The sequence below is a fragment of the Vibrio sp. S234-5 genome, assembly GCF_000960595.1.
Lineage (GTDB): Bacteria > Pseudomonadota > Gammaproteobacteria > Enterobacterales > Vibrionaceae > Vibrio.
The window spans coordinates 1-18,494 of record NZ_JZAM01000177.1 but is presented as its reverse complement, the minus strand read 5'-3'; the positions used below and the strand labels follow the sequence as shown (position 1 = coordinate 18,494).

13 protein-coding genes are annotated in these 18,494 nt (G+C 47.9%); 9 read left to right on the top strand and 4 right to left on the bottom strand.

Annotated elements, in window-relative coordinates:
• Nucleotides 1–140: 140 nt before the first annotated feature.
• Entirely contained in the window at nucleotides 141–1,751 is a 1,611-nt protein-coding gene (locus UF06_RS08130; protein WP_045570000.1) for a VRR-NUC domain-containing protein, read from the top strand.
• A gap of 37 nt (nucleotides 1,752–1,788) precedes the next feature.
• On the opposite strand, the gene UF06_RS08125 is transcribed toward UF06_RS08130, so the two are convergent.
• On the bottom strand, nucleotides 1,789–3,606 hold the full coding sequence (locus UF06_RS08125) for a formylglycine-generating enzyme family protein (RefSeq protein ID WP_045569999.1): 1,818 nt from the start codon (nucleotides 3,604–3,606) through the stop codon (nucleotides 1,789–1,791).
• A gap of 79 nt (nucleotides 3,607–3,685) precedes the next feature.
• The gene (locus UF06_RS08120; protein WP_045569998.1) at nucleotides 3,686–4,789 is read right to left on the bottom strand and encodes a PEGA domain-containing protein; all 1,104 of its coding nucleotides are present in this window, start codon (nucleotides 4,787–4,789) and stop codon (nucleotides 3,686–3,688) included.
• A gap of 564 nt (nucleotides 4,790–5,353) precedes the next feature.
• Here UF06_RS08120 and UF06_RS08115 point away from each other — a divergent pair.
• Nucleotides 5,354–7,708, top strand: a complete 2,355-nt coding sequence (locus UF06_RS08115) for a fatty acid cis/trans isomerase (protein ID WP_045569997.1) — start codon at nucleotides 5,354–5,356, stop codon at nucleotides 7,706–7,708.
• A 24-nt stretch (nucleotides 7,709–7,732) separates the two neighbouring features.
• Entirely contained in the window at nucleotides 7,733–7,921 is a 189-nt protein-coding gene (locus tag UF06_RS08110) for a hypothetical protein (RefSeq protein ID WP_045569996.1), read from the top strand.
• Nucleotides 7,922–7,968: 47 nt separating this feature from the next.
• On the opposite strand, the gene torS is transcribed toward UF06_RS08110, so the two are convergent.
• Complete coding sequence (torS, locus tag UF06_RS08105) at nucleotides 7,969–10,869, bottom strand: TMAO reductase system sensor histidine kinase/response regulator TorS (protein WP_045570001.1); 2,901 nt, start codon at nucleotides 10,867–10,869, stop codon at nucleotides 7,969–7,971.
• A gap of 96 nt (nucleotides 10,870–10,965) precedes the next feature.
• On the opposite strand from torS, the gene torT reads away from it, so the two are divergent.
• The 3 genes from torT (at nucleotide 10,966) to UF06_RS08090 (ending at nucleotide 13,158) form a co-directional block, all read left to right on the top strand.
• A complete protein-coding gene (gene torT / locus UF06_RS08100; protein ID WP_045569995.1) occupies nucleotides 10,966–11,979 on the top strand; it encodes a TMAO reductase system periplasmic protein TorT in 1,014 nt (337 codons plus the stop codon).
• 52 nt (nucleotides 11,980–12,031) lie between these two features.
• A complete protein-coding gene (locus UF06_RS08095) occupies nucleotides 12,032–12,487 on the top strand; it encodes a methylglyoxal synthase (RefSeq protein ID WP_045569994.1) in 456 nt (151 codons plus the stop codon).
• Between the two features lie 215 nt (nucleotides 12,488–12,702).
• Entirely contained in the window at nucleotides 12,703–13,158 is a 456-nt protein-coding gene (locus UF06_RS08090; RefSeq protein WP_045569993.1) for a methylglyoxal synthase, read from the top strand.
• A 9-nt stretch (nucleotides 13,159–13,167) separates the two neighbouring features.
• On the opposite strand, the gene helD is transcribed toward UF06_RS08090, so the two are convergent.
• Nucleotides 13,168–15,237 (bottom strand): DNA helicase IV, encoded by a 2,070-nt coding sequence (gene helD, locus UF06_RS08085; protein ID WP_045569992.1) that lies wholly within the window; start codon nucleotides 15,235–15,237, stop codon nucleotides 13,168–13,170.
• Between the two features lie 215 nt (nucleotides 15,238–15,452).
• Here helD and yccS point away from each other — a divergent pair, with 215 nt between their 5' ends.
• From yccS to UF06_RS08075, 3 genes are all read left to right on the top strand, one after another.
• Complete coding sequence (gene yccS / locus UF06_RS08080; protein WP_139046302.1) at nucleotides 15,453–17,609, top strand: YccS family putative transporter; 2,157 nt, start codon at nucleotides 15,453–15,455, stop codon at nucleotides 17,607–17,609.
• Between the two features lie 153 nt (nucleotides 17,610–17,762).
• Nucleotides 17,763–17,924 carry a hypothetical protein gene (locus UF06_RS26810; protein WP_167520827.1) on the top strand — a complete coding sequence of 54 codons (162 nt, stop codon included), beginning with the start codon at nucleotides 17,763–17,765 and terminating at the stop codon, nucleotides 17,922–17,924.
• A gap of 94 nt (nucleotides 17,925–18,018) precedes the next feature.
• Nucleotides 18,019–18,333 carry a hypothetical protein gene (locus UF06_RS08075; RefSeq protein ID WP_045569990.1) on the top strand — a complete coding sequence of 105 codons (315 nt, stop codon included), beginning with the start codon at nucleotides 18,019–18,021 and terminating at the stop codon, nucleotides 18,331–18,333.
• The last annotated feature ends 161 nt before the right edge of the window (nucleotides 18,334–18,494 follow it).

The following is an 18,494-nucleotide window of genomic DNA, read 5'->3' as shown; positions in this document are numbered from 1 at the left end:
TAGAGCAATAATGGAAAGGGCCGCGTATTCCAAAGCGATGGTAAAGAAGTGAAGTTGACATTAACTGGCTATTTTTGGCGATATGGTATCAGAAAAGCCATTCAGGTATCGATTTTCCGGATGAACCATTTAAATGACTTATGGACAGCAGCATCGAACTTGCCCCAGATTACTATCTGGGAAACTTTTGTAAATTGACTCACCACGCCATTCACTGGTATTCCGATTTACTCACTAAAGAGGAGTTAGATTGGCATACGCGATTTGAGCAACTCAGCAAACCCGCTCAATGTCTACTTGTTCGTCTATACAGTCGCAAAGGCTGTTGGTTTCGTAGCGATAAACTGAACTACGCAGAAATTCCCGATATTGCGCAAGCTTTAGATGAACTAAACCAAGCCACATTGATCGAGTTAAACCCCAAAGTTAGCCATCAAGAACTGGCCGCCCACTTATTGACCAAACCGGAACTGCTCACTCTCTACCCTGCACTTCCACGAGCTTTGAGTAAACAAGCACTCGTGGAAAAGCTGGAAGAAGGTGAGTTTCATGCGTTTAACTTACTGAGTTTTTCAATCATTAAGCTCAATGCCGCCCAGATGATCGATGTCTTGCTTACGCTTTTCTTCGCCAACTCCCATCAAGATCTGACCCAATTTGTGCTGGATGATTTGGGATTGCATCAATTTGAACAGTATCAGCTCAGTGAGCAGAGACGTTTCTTCGAACATCGAGAGCAAATCGATCGCTTAATCGAGCTCAGCCAACTCGCCAATCTCTACGGGCAGAGCGATCGTAAACGGAAGGCCAATCTGGATTTGTTGCTGGCAGCACTACCAGAACCTGTTCAACATCACTACGTAGAACGAAAACGGCAACACTTACTCAACGACATTGCCCGGGATTATGAGCGCTTGGGTGAACTTGATCTCGCGTTGTCACTGTTTAAGCACTCCTTATTACCACCAAGCAGAGAACGCCAGGCGAGGATTTACGACAAGCAAGAACAGAATGAGGCCTTTAGTGACATTGTCACCAAGATGCTAGAGCAGCCCATTGATATCTCTGAGCTAGAAATTGCTGAAAAGTTAATGCAGCGAGTAAAACGTAAACAAGGTTTAAAAATCGCTAGGAAGGTGAAACCTACGTTTCAAGAACATCGCCTTGAACTGAATCTATCCCAGCAGCGGGTAGAATTGGCGGTCAAAAGTTATTTTGAAGATCAAGGTTGGACGGTGTTTTACATGGAAAATGCTCTGCTTAACGGTCTGCTCGGTTTGACACTGTGGCCTGCGATTTTCGCTCCCATTGAGGGCGCATTTATCAACCCCTATCAACATCGCCCGCTGGATCTCTACCACGCTGATTTTGTCAGCAAGCGCCAAGTTCTGATTGATAAGGCGCTCGAACAGATAAAAAATGGCGATTTTTCGGCTCTTTTTACCACTTATGAGCACAAACTTGGTATCGCTAATCCACTAGTCAACTGGAGTGTGTTCAGTCACGAGCTTCTACAACAGGCAACAAAGAGCCTTCCAGCAGCGATGCTGTACGAGCTTTTTTGCATTCAACTGAGTGACCTAAAACTGTATCGCAATGGCATGCCCGACTTAGTGGCATTTAAAGATGGGCGGTTCGAGTGGATCGAAGTCAAAGGGCCTGGGGATAAACTGCAAGACAATCAGTGGCGATGGATAAACGAGTTTCAACGTTTAAACGTGCCCTTTTCTGTTTGCTATGTGAATCAATAAAAGAAGCCCTGCTCAATTGGCAGAGCTTCTGTTGTTTTTAAAGCTGTCTCACCACCCGGAATCCGGAAAAGTTAGCGGCTGAGGAAGGAGCGATAAACAATTGAGATTCGGCTTTGGCTTTTTCTGGAGAGAAGCTCCACGCTCCGCCTTTTAAGAGTCCTTTCGTATCGGACGTCCATTCCCAAACGTTGCCAATCACATCGTAAAGACCAAAAGCGTTTGGCGCGAAGCTTTTCACTGGTGACGAGCTATTGTTAGACCAAGGCGTACCGCCCCAGCCAGTATTCGCTTGACCAACCCCAAATGCTTCCCCCCACCAGTACGCTTTTTCTGAACCTCCACGAGCCGCGATTTCCCATTCATCTTCGCTCGGTAAGCGGTAGAAATAGCCCGTTTTATCTGACAACCAATTGACATACGCTTGGGCGTCATTTTGGCTCACACACACCACCGGAGAGTTGTCCTGCTGACTAAAACCAGGGTCGCGCCAATATTTATTGGCGACAGGAGTAATCGCCGCTTGCTCAATTCGCGTGCAGACTTTTTGTAACTCCGCATCGGTCTGGTAATTGGTTTGGTCTACAAAAGCGCGAAATTGCGCCACCGTGACTGGCGTTGTGCTAATCGAGAAACCCCGTGAGAGTTTGACTTGTTTGCCTGCTCGCTCACCGATCATATAAGTGCCTTGTGTCACCACCACCATCTCAGGTGCAGCCGAGTGCTTACCGATATTATCCGCAAAGGTTTCTCCCGGCTTCGCCACGTTTTGCTTTGCTACTAACTCAGCGCGCAACGTTTGATCGCCATTAATCACCACCAACTGATCAAAAGCAACATAGCCCTCTTTCTCGATTTGAATATGATGCTGACCAACAGGCAGCATCACTTCAGCTGGCGTCGAACCGTAACGCACACCATCGATGATCAATCGATCATCGTATTGATTTGAGCGAATCACCACTGAATGCCAGGCGGTTTCCTTGATTTTTTCCGGCTCAGACGCTTGGCTGGGCGCAAAACAGTATTTGGAGTCAATATCGAGCAGTTTACACGGCGCATTTTCTGCTGGTCTGGCGTTTAACGTTACTTTAAGCACCGAACTATATTGGTTTTCACCAAGGAACTCCGCTTTCGACACCTGCTGTTGCAACACATGAATATTCAACGTGGCTTGCGCTTGATTCTGTTTGGCCAACTTAGATTCCGTTGTTCCTTCAAGTAGCGCACTTTGATACTGTCTGACCGCTTTTTGCAGCGCTAATGTGTTGGTTTGCTTAGCACATTGTTCTAGCGTCATATCGGTTTTACAACTGTTGACGTAAGCCACCGTCTGCTCGCCTTTTTGGCTGATTTCACTGCGAATGGTTGCCACACGAGCGCGCTGGCGATCTTCTTTCAAATTGGCAATTTTTTGCTCGATAGCGAGTTTTTCCGCTTTAAGTGCTTGTAGCTCGGCGGTAAAGGTCTCTTCCTGCTGCTGAGACTCCAATCGCTGCTGCTGGTTCTGTTTCACCTTGGCCCAAGCGGCTTGATACGCATTTTGCGACGGTGCCAGATCAAAATCTGGTTCATCACTAATACGTGCGTAATCTTTGGCAAGTTGCGCTTTCGCATTTTGCAAGCGTGAGCTCAGCTCTTTTCCCTGCGCTTCGAGTCGACTCGTTTGTTCTTGCTGATTATTCAGCTCATTTTGCTTAGAAAATATCTTCTTTTCTGCTTCATTAAGCAGCGTGTTTTGTGAGAACAGCGCATCTTCAACGGCAATAACAGAAACGGTTTCTTCTTGAGCCATTGCAGGAGTGCCAGAGACCATGGGCATGATCGCCAGAGTCAGTGCAGATAAAACTAAACGCATGATAAATACTTCAATAAGACCACAACAAAACGCCATTCCACCAGAAACAGCCGTGCAACGAAAAAAGCAAAAGCAGGGGTTAACCCTGCTTGTCTTCTACCAGCTTAACCCAAACCGTATCGGTTCCACCAATATAGATTTCGCGGTTATAGGTTTGATACCCCGGCTTCGAGACCGTGAAGCGATGTTTACCTTTAGGCAGCAATAACTCGACAGGGGTACTGCCGTAGCTTACCCCATTGATGGTCACCGCATCATTGTACTGATCAGAGCGAACCGTCACCGTTACCCAGTCTTTCTTCTCTTGTTTTGTAGAAGTGTGACTACTACTATTTGACAAACAGTAACGACTCGACACTGCCAATAACTGGCAAGCAGCGGATGGATCTGGCTTGGCCTGTAACTGCGCCTGAATGTGCGTGGTGTAAGCACCGTTGCCGGAAAAGCCACTTTCTATTGTTTGACTTTCCTGCACATGAATATTCAGTTGTACACCTTGTAGGTTCTGCTTGGCTAACGCTGACTCAGTTAAGCGGTCTAAAAGTTTGTCTTTAAACGTGTTTACCGCTTTCTGCTTAGTCAGATACTTACTTTGGCCGATACACTCACCAATCGTCATGGTTGAAGAACAGGTTGCTGTGTAGCGTGTTTCCAGCACTGAGCTTTCACGCAATTCGGCTTCCAGACGTTTAACGCGGGCTTCAACTCTGGCTTCCTGTAAATTGGTGTATTCGCTATTTAAGCGAGCAAGTTTTTGCTTTTGTTGAGAAAGGCGTGATTCGCTCTCAACAATGTTCTGCTCACTTTTCAACTTCTCAGATTGGTTCTGTTTCACCGCTTCCCAAGATTCTTGATATTTCTTTTGGAAAGAGACCAAATCTGTATCAGGATCTTCAAGCAGGCGAGCATACTGTTTGTCTAGGGCCGCTTTGGCGCGATTGCGCTTCGCTTCTAGCTCTTCCCCTTCTCTTTGAATGCGAACATTGTCATTCTTCAGCCCCTTTAGTTGGCTGCTCTCGACAACGTATTGCTCTTCAAGAGCTTTGATTTCCTGCTGTTTGATATCCAGTTTTTCATCAACCGCTGAAACAGGATCGGCCTGAATCACATCTTCTGCCATCGCCGAAGATGTCCAGGAAAAACTTAGCGCAAGCAAAAGCGCTGGGATTGGACGTTTGATCATAGTTCCCTGCTCAAATAACGTTACATTCTGTACGCACAAAACGAGGAGATGACCCCTCGTTAAACTAAAACACCCCAACTCGTACACAGACCCGCATCTGCATGGAGAAGAGATCCAGGCGACCTAATTTTTTATTTGAAACGGTCATCTGAAAAATCATTGTATATCAATCCTGTTGAGAATATTGTTTCCAAAGTCCTAACTGAATCACACTTTTGAGCTAATTGCATAATTTTCGCCCATTTTTCTCTACGAGTTCGACACACTAAGGGCGTACCCACTTGTTTACAATAAGAAAACAAGTGAATAGTAAATAAGTTAACTTGCTCGAACTTAGGTAAAAAAGTCTCATAGGTACAGGGATTTGACCACAATTTTTATCCCAGTCGATGACTAAAATGAAACTGGTTAACCCCTGCTGTTGAGCTGATTATTAAAATCCAATATGTCTTCTGTTTTGTCAATCCATCCCTCAGCGTGATGTGAGTATCCACGGCGTTTAATTTGTTGTCAGGCGCGGCATCTGCTTTAATTGTGGTTATGTCATTTTTCCAGAATAAACAAATGAAATTACGGACATTTCTCCTACTATTTTTCACCACCCTGTTTGCAGGTTGTGCCACTTATGCTGGTCTTAACTATGACCAGTTATTTGGCAAAGCCGAGGTCAGAGAGCGCATCGCCCCGAACGCCTCCGTGCCAGCCGATTTTTTCCTCCAGCAAGTCAAACCGATCTTGGATAATCGCTGCGTCGTTTGCCACGCCTGCTACGATGCCCCTTGTCAGCTAAAACTTTCTTCTGTTGAGGGCATCGATAGAGGGGCTAGCAAGGCACTGGTTTATCAAGGAACTCGATTAACTGCCTCGGCGCCGACTCGCTTATTTGAGGATGCCGAAACCACGCAGCAGTGGCGCGAAGGCAGCTTCCATCCAGTATTGAATGAACGTGAGCAAACGGGCGTCGCCAACCTTGAAGCAGGCTTGGTCGCCCGTCTATTGCAGCAAAAAGAACGCCACCCTTTGCCGCAGCAAGACCAGTTAACCGGGTTTGATTTTTCGATTGATCGAGAACAAACCTGCCCGACAATCGAAGAATACGCTCAGTACGAAAAAGATCACCCCACTTGGGGGATGCCCTTTGGCATGCCAAACCTGTCGGCAGATGAGTACCAGACTTTGATGGCATGGCTTGAGAATGGCGCCATCATGAACGAACCACTCCCTCTTAGCAACGCGCACGCTGGCGAGATCTCGCGCTATGAGCAGTTGCTCAACCAACATTCACCTAAAAACCAACTCGCTGCACGATACATTTACGAACACCTGTTTCTCTCGCACCTCTATTTCTCTGAGCTTGAGGGCGCACCACGTTTCTTTACCTTAGTGCGTTCATCCACCCCTCCCGGAGAGCCTGTGAAACGCATCGCGACACGACGTCCCTACGACGATCCTGGCGTAGAGCGCGTCTACTACCGTATCATCCCAGAGCAAGGGGCGATTGTGGACAAAACCCACATGCCATTTGCTTTAAACAGCAAGCGAATTTCAGACTGGAAAGCGTGGTTTATTGACGCCGATTACCACGTCGCACAGTTGCCTAGCTATGATCCCGATGTGGCCGCCAATCCCATGACCGCCTTTATCGATCTGCCGGTAAAATCGCGCTTTAAGTTCATGTTAGACAACGCGCAAAATACCATTATGGCCTACATCAAAGGCCCAGTCTGCCGTGGTCAGTTAGCCCTGAATGTCATCAATGACCGCTTTTGGGTATTCTTCCTTGATCCTGATAAAGCGGACATGCCACAAGTCAATGAGTTCTATCACTCGCAGGCAGACAATCTAAAACTACCCGCAGAGCTGGAAAGCAATGCGCTTCCCGTAACAAACTGGGTCAAGTACTCGGTGCAGCAAGCTCGTTATTTAGAAGCAAAATCGGAGTTCATCAATCATTGGTTCAAAAATGGCACTCACTTGACCACCGAGATCATTTGGGACGGCAATGGAGAAAACGCCAACGCTGCTTTAACGGTGTTTCGCCATTTCGACAGTGCATCCGTGGTACAGGGATTAGTCGGTGAAAAACCGAAAACGGCTTGGGTGCTCGATTACGCGCTGCTGGAGCGCATCCACTACCTTTTAGTCGCAGGGTTCGATGTGTATGGCAACTTCGGTCACCAACTGATGACTCGAATGTTTATGGACTTCTTGCGTTTGGAAGGCGAAAGCAACTTTATTGCTTTGTTACCTGCACAGATGCGTCATGTTGAGCACTCAAGTTGGTATCAACAACAAAGCCCACAACTGAGTGATTTCCTACAACGCAACATCACGCCTTTTAACCAACCGACGAGCCTGGTCTACCATACCGACGATCCTAAGTCCGAACTGTACGATATTTTGCGCAATCAAGTGAGTGCGGTACTCAATGACCGCTATGAGATCGTCGATACTGGGCTTAGCAAGAGTCACGAAGCTTTACTGAACTCGCTCAATCAGGTCAAAGGCGAAGCGCTAGGGCCAGTTGCACAAATCAGTATGTTGATGGTGACATCGCACTCAGGCAAAGAACAACTGTTTACCTTGCTGAAAAATAACGCTCACGTGAACATCTCTAGCTTATTTAGCGAAGATAAAAACCGCGATCCCGCAAATGATGATCTCACTATCGTGCGCGGTGTGCTAGGCAGTTACCCTGCGGCATTTTTTGTCATCAACGAAGCACAAATCGTCGATTTCGTCCGATCATTGAAATCGATACGTAGCGAAGAAGATTACCTTAAGTTATTGGATAAATTCGCTATTCGCCGTAGTTCGACGCAATTTTGGCCGACCAGTGACAAAGTGCATCAATGGTATCGTAACGATCAACCGATCGAATTTGGTTTACTCGACTATAATCGTTTTGAAAACCGATGAAGCAATCGAGTCAGGGAGGTTCCCATGAGTATCCGGGATCGTATCGAAGCTCTGGAACAGCGAATTTACGTCGCCTGTTCCGAAGGAGATTATGAGACCGTCAATATGCTGGAAAACCAGTTGGATGCATTGCGGGGCCGTATCGAACACCCATTCGACGACGACCTAAATACGCTGGAAAGTAGCGTAAACCGTGATGACGATTGGCGTTAAACTCTGCCCGATAACGCTAAAAACCTCCGCTTTGTGCGGAGGTTTTTTTAAAGGCCAAGCTGTGCATTTAGCGCCCTTATGCTGTCAATAAGCACGGTGTCCAATGTCTGCTGCTCTGTTCGATAGGCTTGCAAAGGCGAAATGTCGGCTTCAATTTGTTGACAAAGCGTCATCAGGCTGGTGAGACCTAAACTGCCTGCGCTGCCTTTGAGCTTGTGGGCTAAATTCTTTATTTTTTCGCCATCGCCTGCAACCGATGCCTGTGCCATTTGAGCCGCGATTTCTTGGCTACTTTGGGTAAATAGGGTAACAATTTGCACCATCTTTTCTTGCCCAAGAATATGCAGATCCGCGTTAAGCAGCTCGACGTTCAGCAATTCACTTTCTCTATCAAGCAAAGAGATGACCTCGCTAGCTGACTGGTTTTTCGGCTCATTGGGCTGGCAAAGCCAATATTGTACTTCTTCCTCCAACGCTTCTTTTTGCAACGGTTTTGCCAGATAGCCATCAAAGCCAGCCGCGAGATACTGCGCGACCTCCTCATCAAAAACATGCGCAGAAACGGCCACCATCGGCGTGTTGCAATTCAAGCTGCCTTCTTGTCTTTTGAGACGCTGTATAAGATCACAGCCGTTGCAATCCGGAAGATTAATGTCAATCAGGGCAAGATCAAAAGCGTGTTGCCGCGCGAGCGCTTCTGCCTCTGATCCATTTTTTGCCACCCATACCTGATGGCCCAAGCTGTGCAGAAAACCCTCCGCGACCAAGCGATTCACAGGATTGTCTTCAACCAGAAGAATCGTCGCCGACACAGTGCTCACACATGGCTGGGCAAGAGCTTCACTTTCTTCCGGCACCTCGGTGCTTTCGAGCGGCACACTGAACCAGAACCGACTGCCAACGTTTGGCTCAGATTCGACGCCGATCTCGCCGCCCATCGCTTCGACCAATCGCTTACTGATCGCCAGCCCTAAACCGGTTCCGCCAACATGAGAATGCCCTTCTCCAACCTGTGTAAAAGCATCAAATAATCTCGCCAGTTCAGTTGGAGCGATCCCAACACCGCTATCGCTCACTTCAAACAGCACTCGCTTCTCATCTTCAGGATCGCGGCAGACGTAAATATCCACGTCACCGTCGGTGGTAAATTTGATCGCATTGCTAACTAAGTTATTTAACACTTGCCCTAAGCGGGTCACATCACCGAGCCAGTAGTGGCTTAAATCAGATTCAAGGTGATAATCAAACACCAGTTGCTTCTCTTTCGCTCGGCTTTTCATCAATTGAAAACTATCTTGCACCAATCGCGGCAAATCAAAAGGCGCAAGACGGATTGGTAAATGCCCCGCCTCAATTTTCGAATAGTCGAGCACGTCATTGAGAATGGAGAGCAAATTATGCCCGCTGCGCTCAATGATATCCGCGTAGTACCGTTGAGTAGCATTGAGCCCTGAATCGATGAGCAGTCGCGTTGTGCCTAAAACACCATTCATCGGTGTACGTATCTCATGGCTCATGGTCGCCAAAAAAGCCGACTTAGCGCGATTTGCCTGTTCGGCTTCAATACGCGCTTTCGCGTGATTGAGCACCTCATTATTGAGTTTTTCATTGGTGAGCTGCAACTGACCCGTGCGCTCCGTCACCACTTTTTCGAGATGCGCTTTGTGTTCTTGCAGTTCGCATTTGACCTGCGCTTCACCTTCCGCCACAATTTTCAATGCTTGAGCGGTATCACGCGCTTTAATGATCGCGCGCCCCATTTGCGCCAGTTCATCCTGCCCTTGAACTTGCAGTGAAACATCCAGATCCCCTTGAGCGACGGCAAGCAGCGCAGCAGAGTACTCGGTTAAACGTTTGACCACCGACACATACACCACACGCCAAACGATCAGCACAACAATCGCGAAACCCAACAACGAAATGATCGTCAGTAAAGTTCGGGCAAAATCCAACGTTTGCGTGAGCGCTTGCGCCGCTTCGCTCGTCGCTTGGCTGGAGGCATCGACCAAGCGGTTAACGGTGCTGTTTAGCTGGGTAAACAGATCCAACGTTGCCAGCATCAGCGCTTGCGACTGTTGATTATTTTCCTCTTGTTGGGAAAGCAGAGAGAAGACATGTTTCCGCTCGGCCAGTTGCTCTAATAGCTGCGCCATCTGCGCCGAACGCGTGGGATCTTCCACCGCCGTGACTCGTCGCTGCATCACCTTGAGATTGGCGGCAAACTCACGGCTGACCTCATCAATACGTTGTGCGTTGGTCAAGGTGCGCGCTTCTTCAATCTGATTGAGCATACGAAACGCCAGCAAATGCAGTTCATGCAGACGCTCGCCAAGATCGAGATCCACCTCAACAAACGCATCCAGCGCTTGAATGATTGGTTCGCGATCCCGCGCAGAAAGCAGATCATAGAGATGGGTAATGTTGGCAACGGCTATCGTACTGGTATTGAGCACTTGCGTGCGCGTCAGTTGCTCCAGTTCGTTACTGAGTAAACGCATTTGAGCGGTTTGCGCTGCGATCTCAGAGGCCAACTTGAGTCTTCTCTCGACAGATAGACCGAGCTGCGCCAAGTTATCAATAACCTGCTGCACGTTCACTTCCAGACGCAAAAGCAAGTCAGGGTCAAACGAGCCACTACTGCCGAGCGTCTTGATATGTGAAAACAACTTATCTAACTGGGTAAACACGACTTTGCCTGCCGCTTGACGCTCGGGCTCATTTTTGGCGTTCGACAAGGTTTGTACCGAGGCAATAATGCGTGAGCTGAGTTCGGAGACTTGACGCGCCTCTATCATTGCAGGAATGGCGGTATCGACAACATTACGCTCAGTTTTCGCCACCAAAGAGAACCCCAATACGCCAATCAATGCAGAGATCATCACTAACATCGCCAAAGCAATAAACGAGAGCAGCAATTTGCGGCCAATGCTGGCTGTGGCAAGTAACATACTTAAGATACCTATGGCTGAATCGACTGGGTAAGCGGTAAAGAATACGCTATATTCTGCAAAGTTACCGCAATCCACTGACATTGACCTTGCTGCATGTTAAAAACCAACCCACTTTGTTCGACATTAAGCTCTATCGGCTTACTTTTCTTCGCCACTCTCACTTCCTCCACTGCCATTGCCAGCGAGAAGCTATGCGCCATCTATCCGCACCTGAAAGATTCCTATTGGCTATCGGTCAACTACGGCATGGTTTTGGCGGCGCAAAGACTGAATGTAGAGCTGCGCGTTTTGGAAGCCGGCGGCTACCCCAATGTCACTAAACAGCAGCAACAACTTCAGCAATGTCGTCAATGGGGCGCACAGGCTATTTTGCTCGGCACGGTCGACTCGCACGCATTCTACGATGATTTGCAACGCTGGAGTGGCGAGGTGCCTGTTTTCGCCACCGTCAATCAACTGGTGCTCGATGAGCATCAGCGCCCTCAGCTAAAAGGCAGCGTTGGTGTTGATTGGTATTGGATGGGATATCAGGCTGGGCGCTATTTGGCAACAAAACATCCTGCCGGCAGTGGTGTGGTTCAAACCGCGCTGTTACTTGGCCCAAGTAACCGAGGAGGAACCAAACCCGTCGCACAAGGCTTCAACGCCGCCATTCAAGACAGTGATGTTAAGGTGGTGGTTCATCTTTCTGCCGACAATGACAAAGAATTACAACGTAACTTAGTGCAACAAGTGATTGAGACACAAACGGTTGATTACATAGTCGGTAGCGCAGTCGCGATTGAAGCGGCCATCAGTGAGCTGCGCATCAGCGGGAAGTCACAACAGATAGGGCTGGTGTCGACCTATTTGAGTCACGGCGTTTATCGCGGTTTACTGCGCCACAAAGTGGAATTCGCCCCGACCGACCAAATGGTCAAGCAGGGTCGCTTATCCGTTGAGCAAGCGGTGCGATTTTTGCGCAGCGCCCCTTATGAGCAAACGTTAAGCCCTGATATTCAACCGTTAACGCCCGACACGCTTGAGATCTCAACTATTGAAGACTCTTTATCACCATCCGCATACAGGCCGACTTTTCACGTTAAAGCAGTTGAATCCCAACCTTAAGTTATGCTTAATAAGGGCAAACCGAATATGGTCATTCAAACGGAAAACTTTGATGCAAAAAACAACTCGTACCATGCCTGCGCACAAACATATCGCATTAGTTGCGCATGATAACTACAAACCAGAGCTGCTGCGCTGGGTAAAAGAAAACAAAGAAAAGCTGCAACGCCACTTTCTTTATGCCACTGGAACCACAGGTTTTATGTTGAGCAAAGAGACAGGATTGGCGATCAAGAGCATGATCAGTGGACCTATGGGCGGCGACCAACAGCTTGGTGCGCTGATTTCTGAAGGGAAAATAGACATGCTAATTTTCTTCTGGGATCCACTGAACGCTGTACCTCATGATCCTGATGTCAAGGCTTTGCTGCGCATTGCCAGCGTATGGAACATTCCCGTTGCTACCAACCGTGCAACGGCTAAGTTTCTCTTCGCTTCGCCTTTGCTGGAGCAAGAGGTGGATATTGAGATCCCTGATTATCAGGCTTACCTCGCCGAACGAACCTGAGCGAAGAAACTCACACTCTAAGCTGCCATCACGGCAGCTTTTTTTTGCTGAATGATTTAGAGTTAAGGCCCCAAAAATACAGCTCGGAAACGTGCGCGCATCAAACATCTGCAACAAATTATCTTTATTTAGTTAACAAGCCTATCAACGACGTCTTAAGATGAGCATTAAGCGATTATTTTCATATTATCGCTTTGGCTAGGAAAGGACCAATAATGAAAAAGATAACCAGAACACTTCCATCAAAGAAACGTATTGCGCTTGTCGCTCATGATGGAATGAAACACGACCTGCTAATGTGGGTTCAGCGAAATCTCAGTGCATTGCAAAATCATCAACTTGTTGCCACCTCAACCACCGCGCAATATTTATCGATGAACACACCACTGTTCCTTGATAGATTGAGCAGTGGCCCTATGGGCGGCGATCAACAAATCGGCGCGAGAATCACCGAAGGAGAGATTGACGTTTTGGTGTTCTTCTGGGATCCGCTCGACGCGCATCCGCATCAATTTGACGTCATTGCCCTACTCCGGTTGGCAACGGTATGGAACATTCCACTTGCCACCAATCCCTCTTCGGCCGATCTCCTGTTTGGCAACCATCAACTGGGCGAAGTGATGCCCATCACCATTCCAGACACGCCAACCTGTGTCTATCAACAAAGGTAAGGATAAAAATCAGGACTGTTTGATCACAGGGTAAGCCTCCTCAACCAGTTCCTGAACAAAGCCCGAACCTGAACCATTGTGTGTGATCCACACTTTCTCCCGAGCGCGGGTCAACGCGACATAGAACAACCTGCGCTCGTCAGCATAGGCAAAATCATCACTAGACAGCGTAAGCGCATTGTTGAGGTGCAACTGCTTTTTCTTCGCTGGAAACTGACCTTCATCGACGCACAGTATAATCACGTAATCTGCCTCTTTGCCTTTGCTGGCGTGGCAGGTCATAAAACGAATATCAAGCTGCGTGAAACGCTTAATCCAATCGTCACACAGATCGGGTTTGTGGTAATGGTTACGCCCAAGCAACAAAACCGATTTATTGCCTTTGCTTTGACGATTCAACTGATCAAGGATCTTTTCCACCGTGTTACTTGGCGCGGTATAAACGGCTTTCTGCTTTTGTTGCTTGAAGCTGTTCAACTGCTTTTTCAGTTGAATAGGATTTTGCTGAATAAAGCGATTGGCCACTTCCCCAATCATATTGTTGAATCGATAGGTGGTGTCGAGCTGGTGCACTGTCGAGTGAGCAAAGCGCGCTTGAAAACCCGTTGTTAGGTCGACACTCGCTCCCGCAAATTGATAGATGGCTTGCCAGTCGTCTCCGACCGCAAACAAGGATGCACCAGGCTGTTTATTGCTTCGCTGACTCAACGCTTCCACCAGAGCGAGACGATCTGGCGAGATGTCTTGGTACTCATCCACCATAATAAATCGCCAAGGAGACACAAACTTTCCTTGTTCCACATAGCGGGTTGCGCGGCTGATCATGGTCGGAAAATCGATTTGGTTATTCTCTTTAAGCATCTTCTGCCAAGCACTGTAACAGGGCCAGCACAGCGCCAACTCACTGTTTAGCCGCGTGTAGTCTGTCTGCTCCACCAACCGTTCTTGTACTTCTTTTTTGCCAATACCGAGTGCAGCCAGTTGCGAAACTTGATTCTCCAACCAAGAGAGCAACTTTGGGTTTTCAACGTGGCTACCCAGTTCATCATCACCGGTTAAATAGGCGATAGGCCATTTAGCGAGATGTTTCTGCCAACGTTTGAAATTGGTCGGCGTCATCCAGTGCTTCTTCAGCCAGTCGACACACCAAGCCATACGCAGTTTATCATCCAACGCCATCGGGCAGATGTCCACTGGCGTCTCTTCAACTTGATTGACAATCGACAGCCCCAGTTGATGAAAGGTTGATACGTTGGTTTTCTCCGCTGCCAAGCCGATTTTATCCCGTAGACGTTGGCGCAGCTCGTCTGCCGCCTCCCGGCCAAAAGCCAGCATCAAGATCTCTTCATCCCTCGCCTGATGACTTTGCAATAAATACGCAACCCGAGCAGTCAGCACGCTGGTCTTGCCCGACCCCGCTCCCGCGAGCACTAGGTTGTGATCATCATTAAGCAAGACTGCATACTGCTGTGAGATGTTTAATGGCGAGGACTCAATTTGATTGAACAGCACTTCCCAGTTGCGTCTCTCACGCTCAAGCCATGCTTGATTGCGTTCGAACAATTTTTCAGTGCCGTGACGCAGCCACTGTTCTAGCCGAGCGACGCGTTCAGGAAGACGCAATTTCGCTTCCTCAAGCGACATTTTCATCTCTGTCAGTTGATCGGTAACCTGATTTGCCCACGCCTCTAATGCCGAATGAGGCAGATAAGCAGGAAGATGTTCAAGTCGGTGTAACTCCTCTTCCCAATGCGGCAGATACTGGCTCAACTGGCGACATTGCTGATTATGCCACTCTTGATAACAATTCACCGCTTGACGCGCAAAAAGCCGACACTCTGGCCAAGGCAAGCCTTGCACCAGCCAGCTCTGTTGACGGCCATCCACTTCGTGGGCGAAAAATTGCAGCGCTCCCCAAAATAGGCCACGTTGAACTTTTACCTGACCATTCCATACGGTGAAAGGGATATGTTCTTCACTGCCAACCGACGCGAGCAGCAGATGGTTATCGCTCAATTCGACATGATGATACTCATTCTGGATAAAAAACTGCGCTGTCTGATTGGCGGTTAATAACATGGACAAATTGCTCTCGGTCTCATTTTTGCTTTGGTCGGGTTATACCATGATGACAATAGAAAATGTAGCCATTCATCCCCACACTGGCAGCCAAAGCACTGATTGGTGGATTCTCCAGCAACTGCAACTTTTTCTGTGTCTAGGTCATAATTCGTGACCTTTGTTCTGTTACACTGACAGCCACTTCGTTTTAGTCAATGATGCACAGGATACGTGTGAAATTCAGATCCCGGCTTCGCCATTTTTGGGCAAACAAAACCATTAATTACAGTGTGCTGATCTTACTGACGCTGCTGGGGGTGGTGATTCCCGCTTGGTATTATCAACAACATACCTTGATAACACCGTTAATTCTTGGCGTTATTGCTGCTGCGCTGGCAGAGAGCGATGACAGCTTTAGCGGACGGATCAAAGCCCTCATCCTCACGTTTGTCTGTTTTGCCATCGCGGCCTTTTCCATCGAACTGCTTTTTGCCACTCCTTGGCTGTTCGCTATCGGCCTGTTTATCTCTACCTTTGCTTTCATCATGCTTGGTGTGCTGGGGCCCAAATACGCCAGCATCGCTTTTGGTTCACTCCTGCTGGCGATTTACACCATGCTGGGCGCACATGAGAGCACCAATATCTGGTTTCAACCCCTGCTATTGCTGTCAGGAGCCGCTTGGTACTACCTGATGTCGATGATTTGGCAGATCCTTTGGCCAATGCAGCCCGTGCAGCAGAGTTTGGCCATGGTCTTTAGCCAACTCGCCAATTACCTGGATGCCAAGGCCAAGCTGTTTCATCCGGTCACCAATCTCACTCCCCAGCCGATGCGAATTGAAGCGGCGAGGCTCAACGCCCTAACGGTAACGGCATTAAATAACTGCAAAACCACTCTGCTTAGCCGCTCAAAACGCGGACACATTGACGGGCCGAGCGATCGCTTCCTTAACATCTATTTTATTGCTCAGGACATCCACGAGCGGGTAAGTTCAAGTCACTATCGCTACCAAGATCTGGCACTGCAGTTTGAGCGCTCTGACGTTCTCTTCCGTTTCAAATATTTACTCGAAAGCCAAGCCAATGCATGCCGAGAGATCGCCGAATCGCTGCGCCTTGGTAACGAGTACGCCCACAGTCAGCAGTCGATTTTAGCCTTGGCTGAACTGCAAAACGCATTAGGCTATTTGCAAGTGCAGAAAAATCCTGCTTGGAACAGGTTACTGGCCCAACTTAACTATCTGTTTAATAACTTGGCGACGGTGGAAAAACAGTTCAATAACATCAATAACCCGGACGCAGAAAGACCAGAAGAAGGGGTATTAGATGACACCAATCCGCACACGCTCAAAGCCATGTGGCAACGGATTCAGGCCAACATGCACCGCGATTCGATGCTGTTTCGCCACGCCATTCGCATGGCAATTGCCCTGACAGCGGGCTACGGCATCATCCAAGGGATGGGCATTGAGCGCGGCTACTGGATTTTGCTGACCACCTTATTTGTCTGCCAGCCCAACTACAGTGCCACTAAACAGAAGCTGACAGCTCGTGTGGCAGGCACGTTTGCTGGTTTGCTCATTGGCGTACCCTTGCTTACTTTTTTCCCTTCGCAAGAGAGCCAACTGGTATTTATCGTGGTATCTGGAGTGCTGTTTTTTGCATTTCGCATCAACAACTATGGGTTTGCCACCGGTTTTATCACCCTCTTGGTTCTGTTTTGCTTCAACCAACTCGGCGAAGGTTATGCCGTGGTTCTCCCACGACTTGCTGATACACTAATTGGCTGCGCACTGGCGGTTGCGGCTGTGGTTTGGATTCTACCCGATTGGCAATCACGCCGCTTACACAAAGTGATGGCGGATGCTGTGGAAGCGAATAAACAGTATCTGCTGCAAATTATTGGTCAATACCGAATCGGCAAAAAAGACAGCTTGGCCTATCGGATAGCAAGACGCAACGCACATAACAGCGATGCAAATTTATCTTCAGCAATCAGTAATATGCTGGTCGAGCCGGGCAAGTACCAAACGTCGGTCGATGAGAGTTTTCGTTTTCTCACCCTTAATCACGCCATGCTCAACTACATTTCAGCATTGGGGGCGCATCGCACGCGTTTAGATGATGAAACCACACATCAACTGGTTCTAGATGCGCATCGCGTCATTCATCAACATTTGGATGCACTGCAAGCACAACTTTACCACCATAGCGAATCCTGCGAATTGGACATCAATGATGAAGCAGAGCTCGATAAACGCCTGAGCGAATGGCGTGAGGATGACGAGAACAGTGTGCGTATGGTACTGCAACAGCTTCACCTTATTTATCGAATGATGTCAGAGCTGCACTCTTTGGCGAATAAATTTGCCATCCGAGTCGAAAAGTGAGGCGAAAATCAAAGCAAAAAATTTCACTCTCACCTAAACGCTTTCTGACATTTTTCGGACAATAAAACATCGTTCAATAATTATAGTGCTACTCATACCTTTAGCTTAAAGCGCAATTACCCGAAAGGACGTTGAAAAACGGAGGGTTAACACATGAGTAGCACTGATTTTGAAAAACTTCGCGATGCGTTGAAAAAACTGTCTCCTTTGCAGCTAAAACGTTTGCAAGGAGAGATTCAACTGGCACTAGTAAAACGCAATACTGATATTCTAAGCCGAGAAGAGCGTGATGCACTGGCTAGGCTTTTTGCATAAAGAGACCTACGCTAAAGAGACCAAAGTATAGTTGCCAGATTTGTCAAATCGCACTACCCTTGTATTAACAGATTAGTTTTTAGTCAGGTGCACAATGGCGATTTCAGGGATTCACTCAGGATATCAAATGATTCAGCAATCCAACCGGATGGCTGAAGACGCTGCTGTTGATCTCAACAAAAATAGCCTACCTTCTTCTGCTTCCTCTTCTTCGGATCCCCTTGCTTTTAATCGGGTAGATGCAGAAACCAAACCCGCCGAGGGAAAAATAGACAAAGCAAACTTTTCTGGTGATCACACAGATGCGTTGATGAAGCTCAACCAAGCTGCACGTTATAATCGTGTCGGCGCGACGGTTATCGAACGCAACAACGACGTTATCGGCTCTTTGCTTGATATCCAAGTCTAGTATTTTTTATTCCACTCCACCCATCAGATAATCCGGTTCATCCGGAAAATCGATACCTGAATGGCTTTTCTGATACCATATCGCCAAAAATAGCCAGTTAATGTCAACTTCACTTCTTTACCATCGCTTTGGAATACGCGGCCCTTTCCATTATTGCTCTA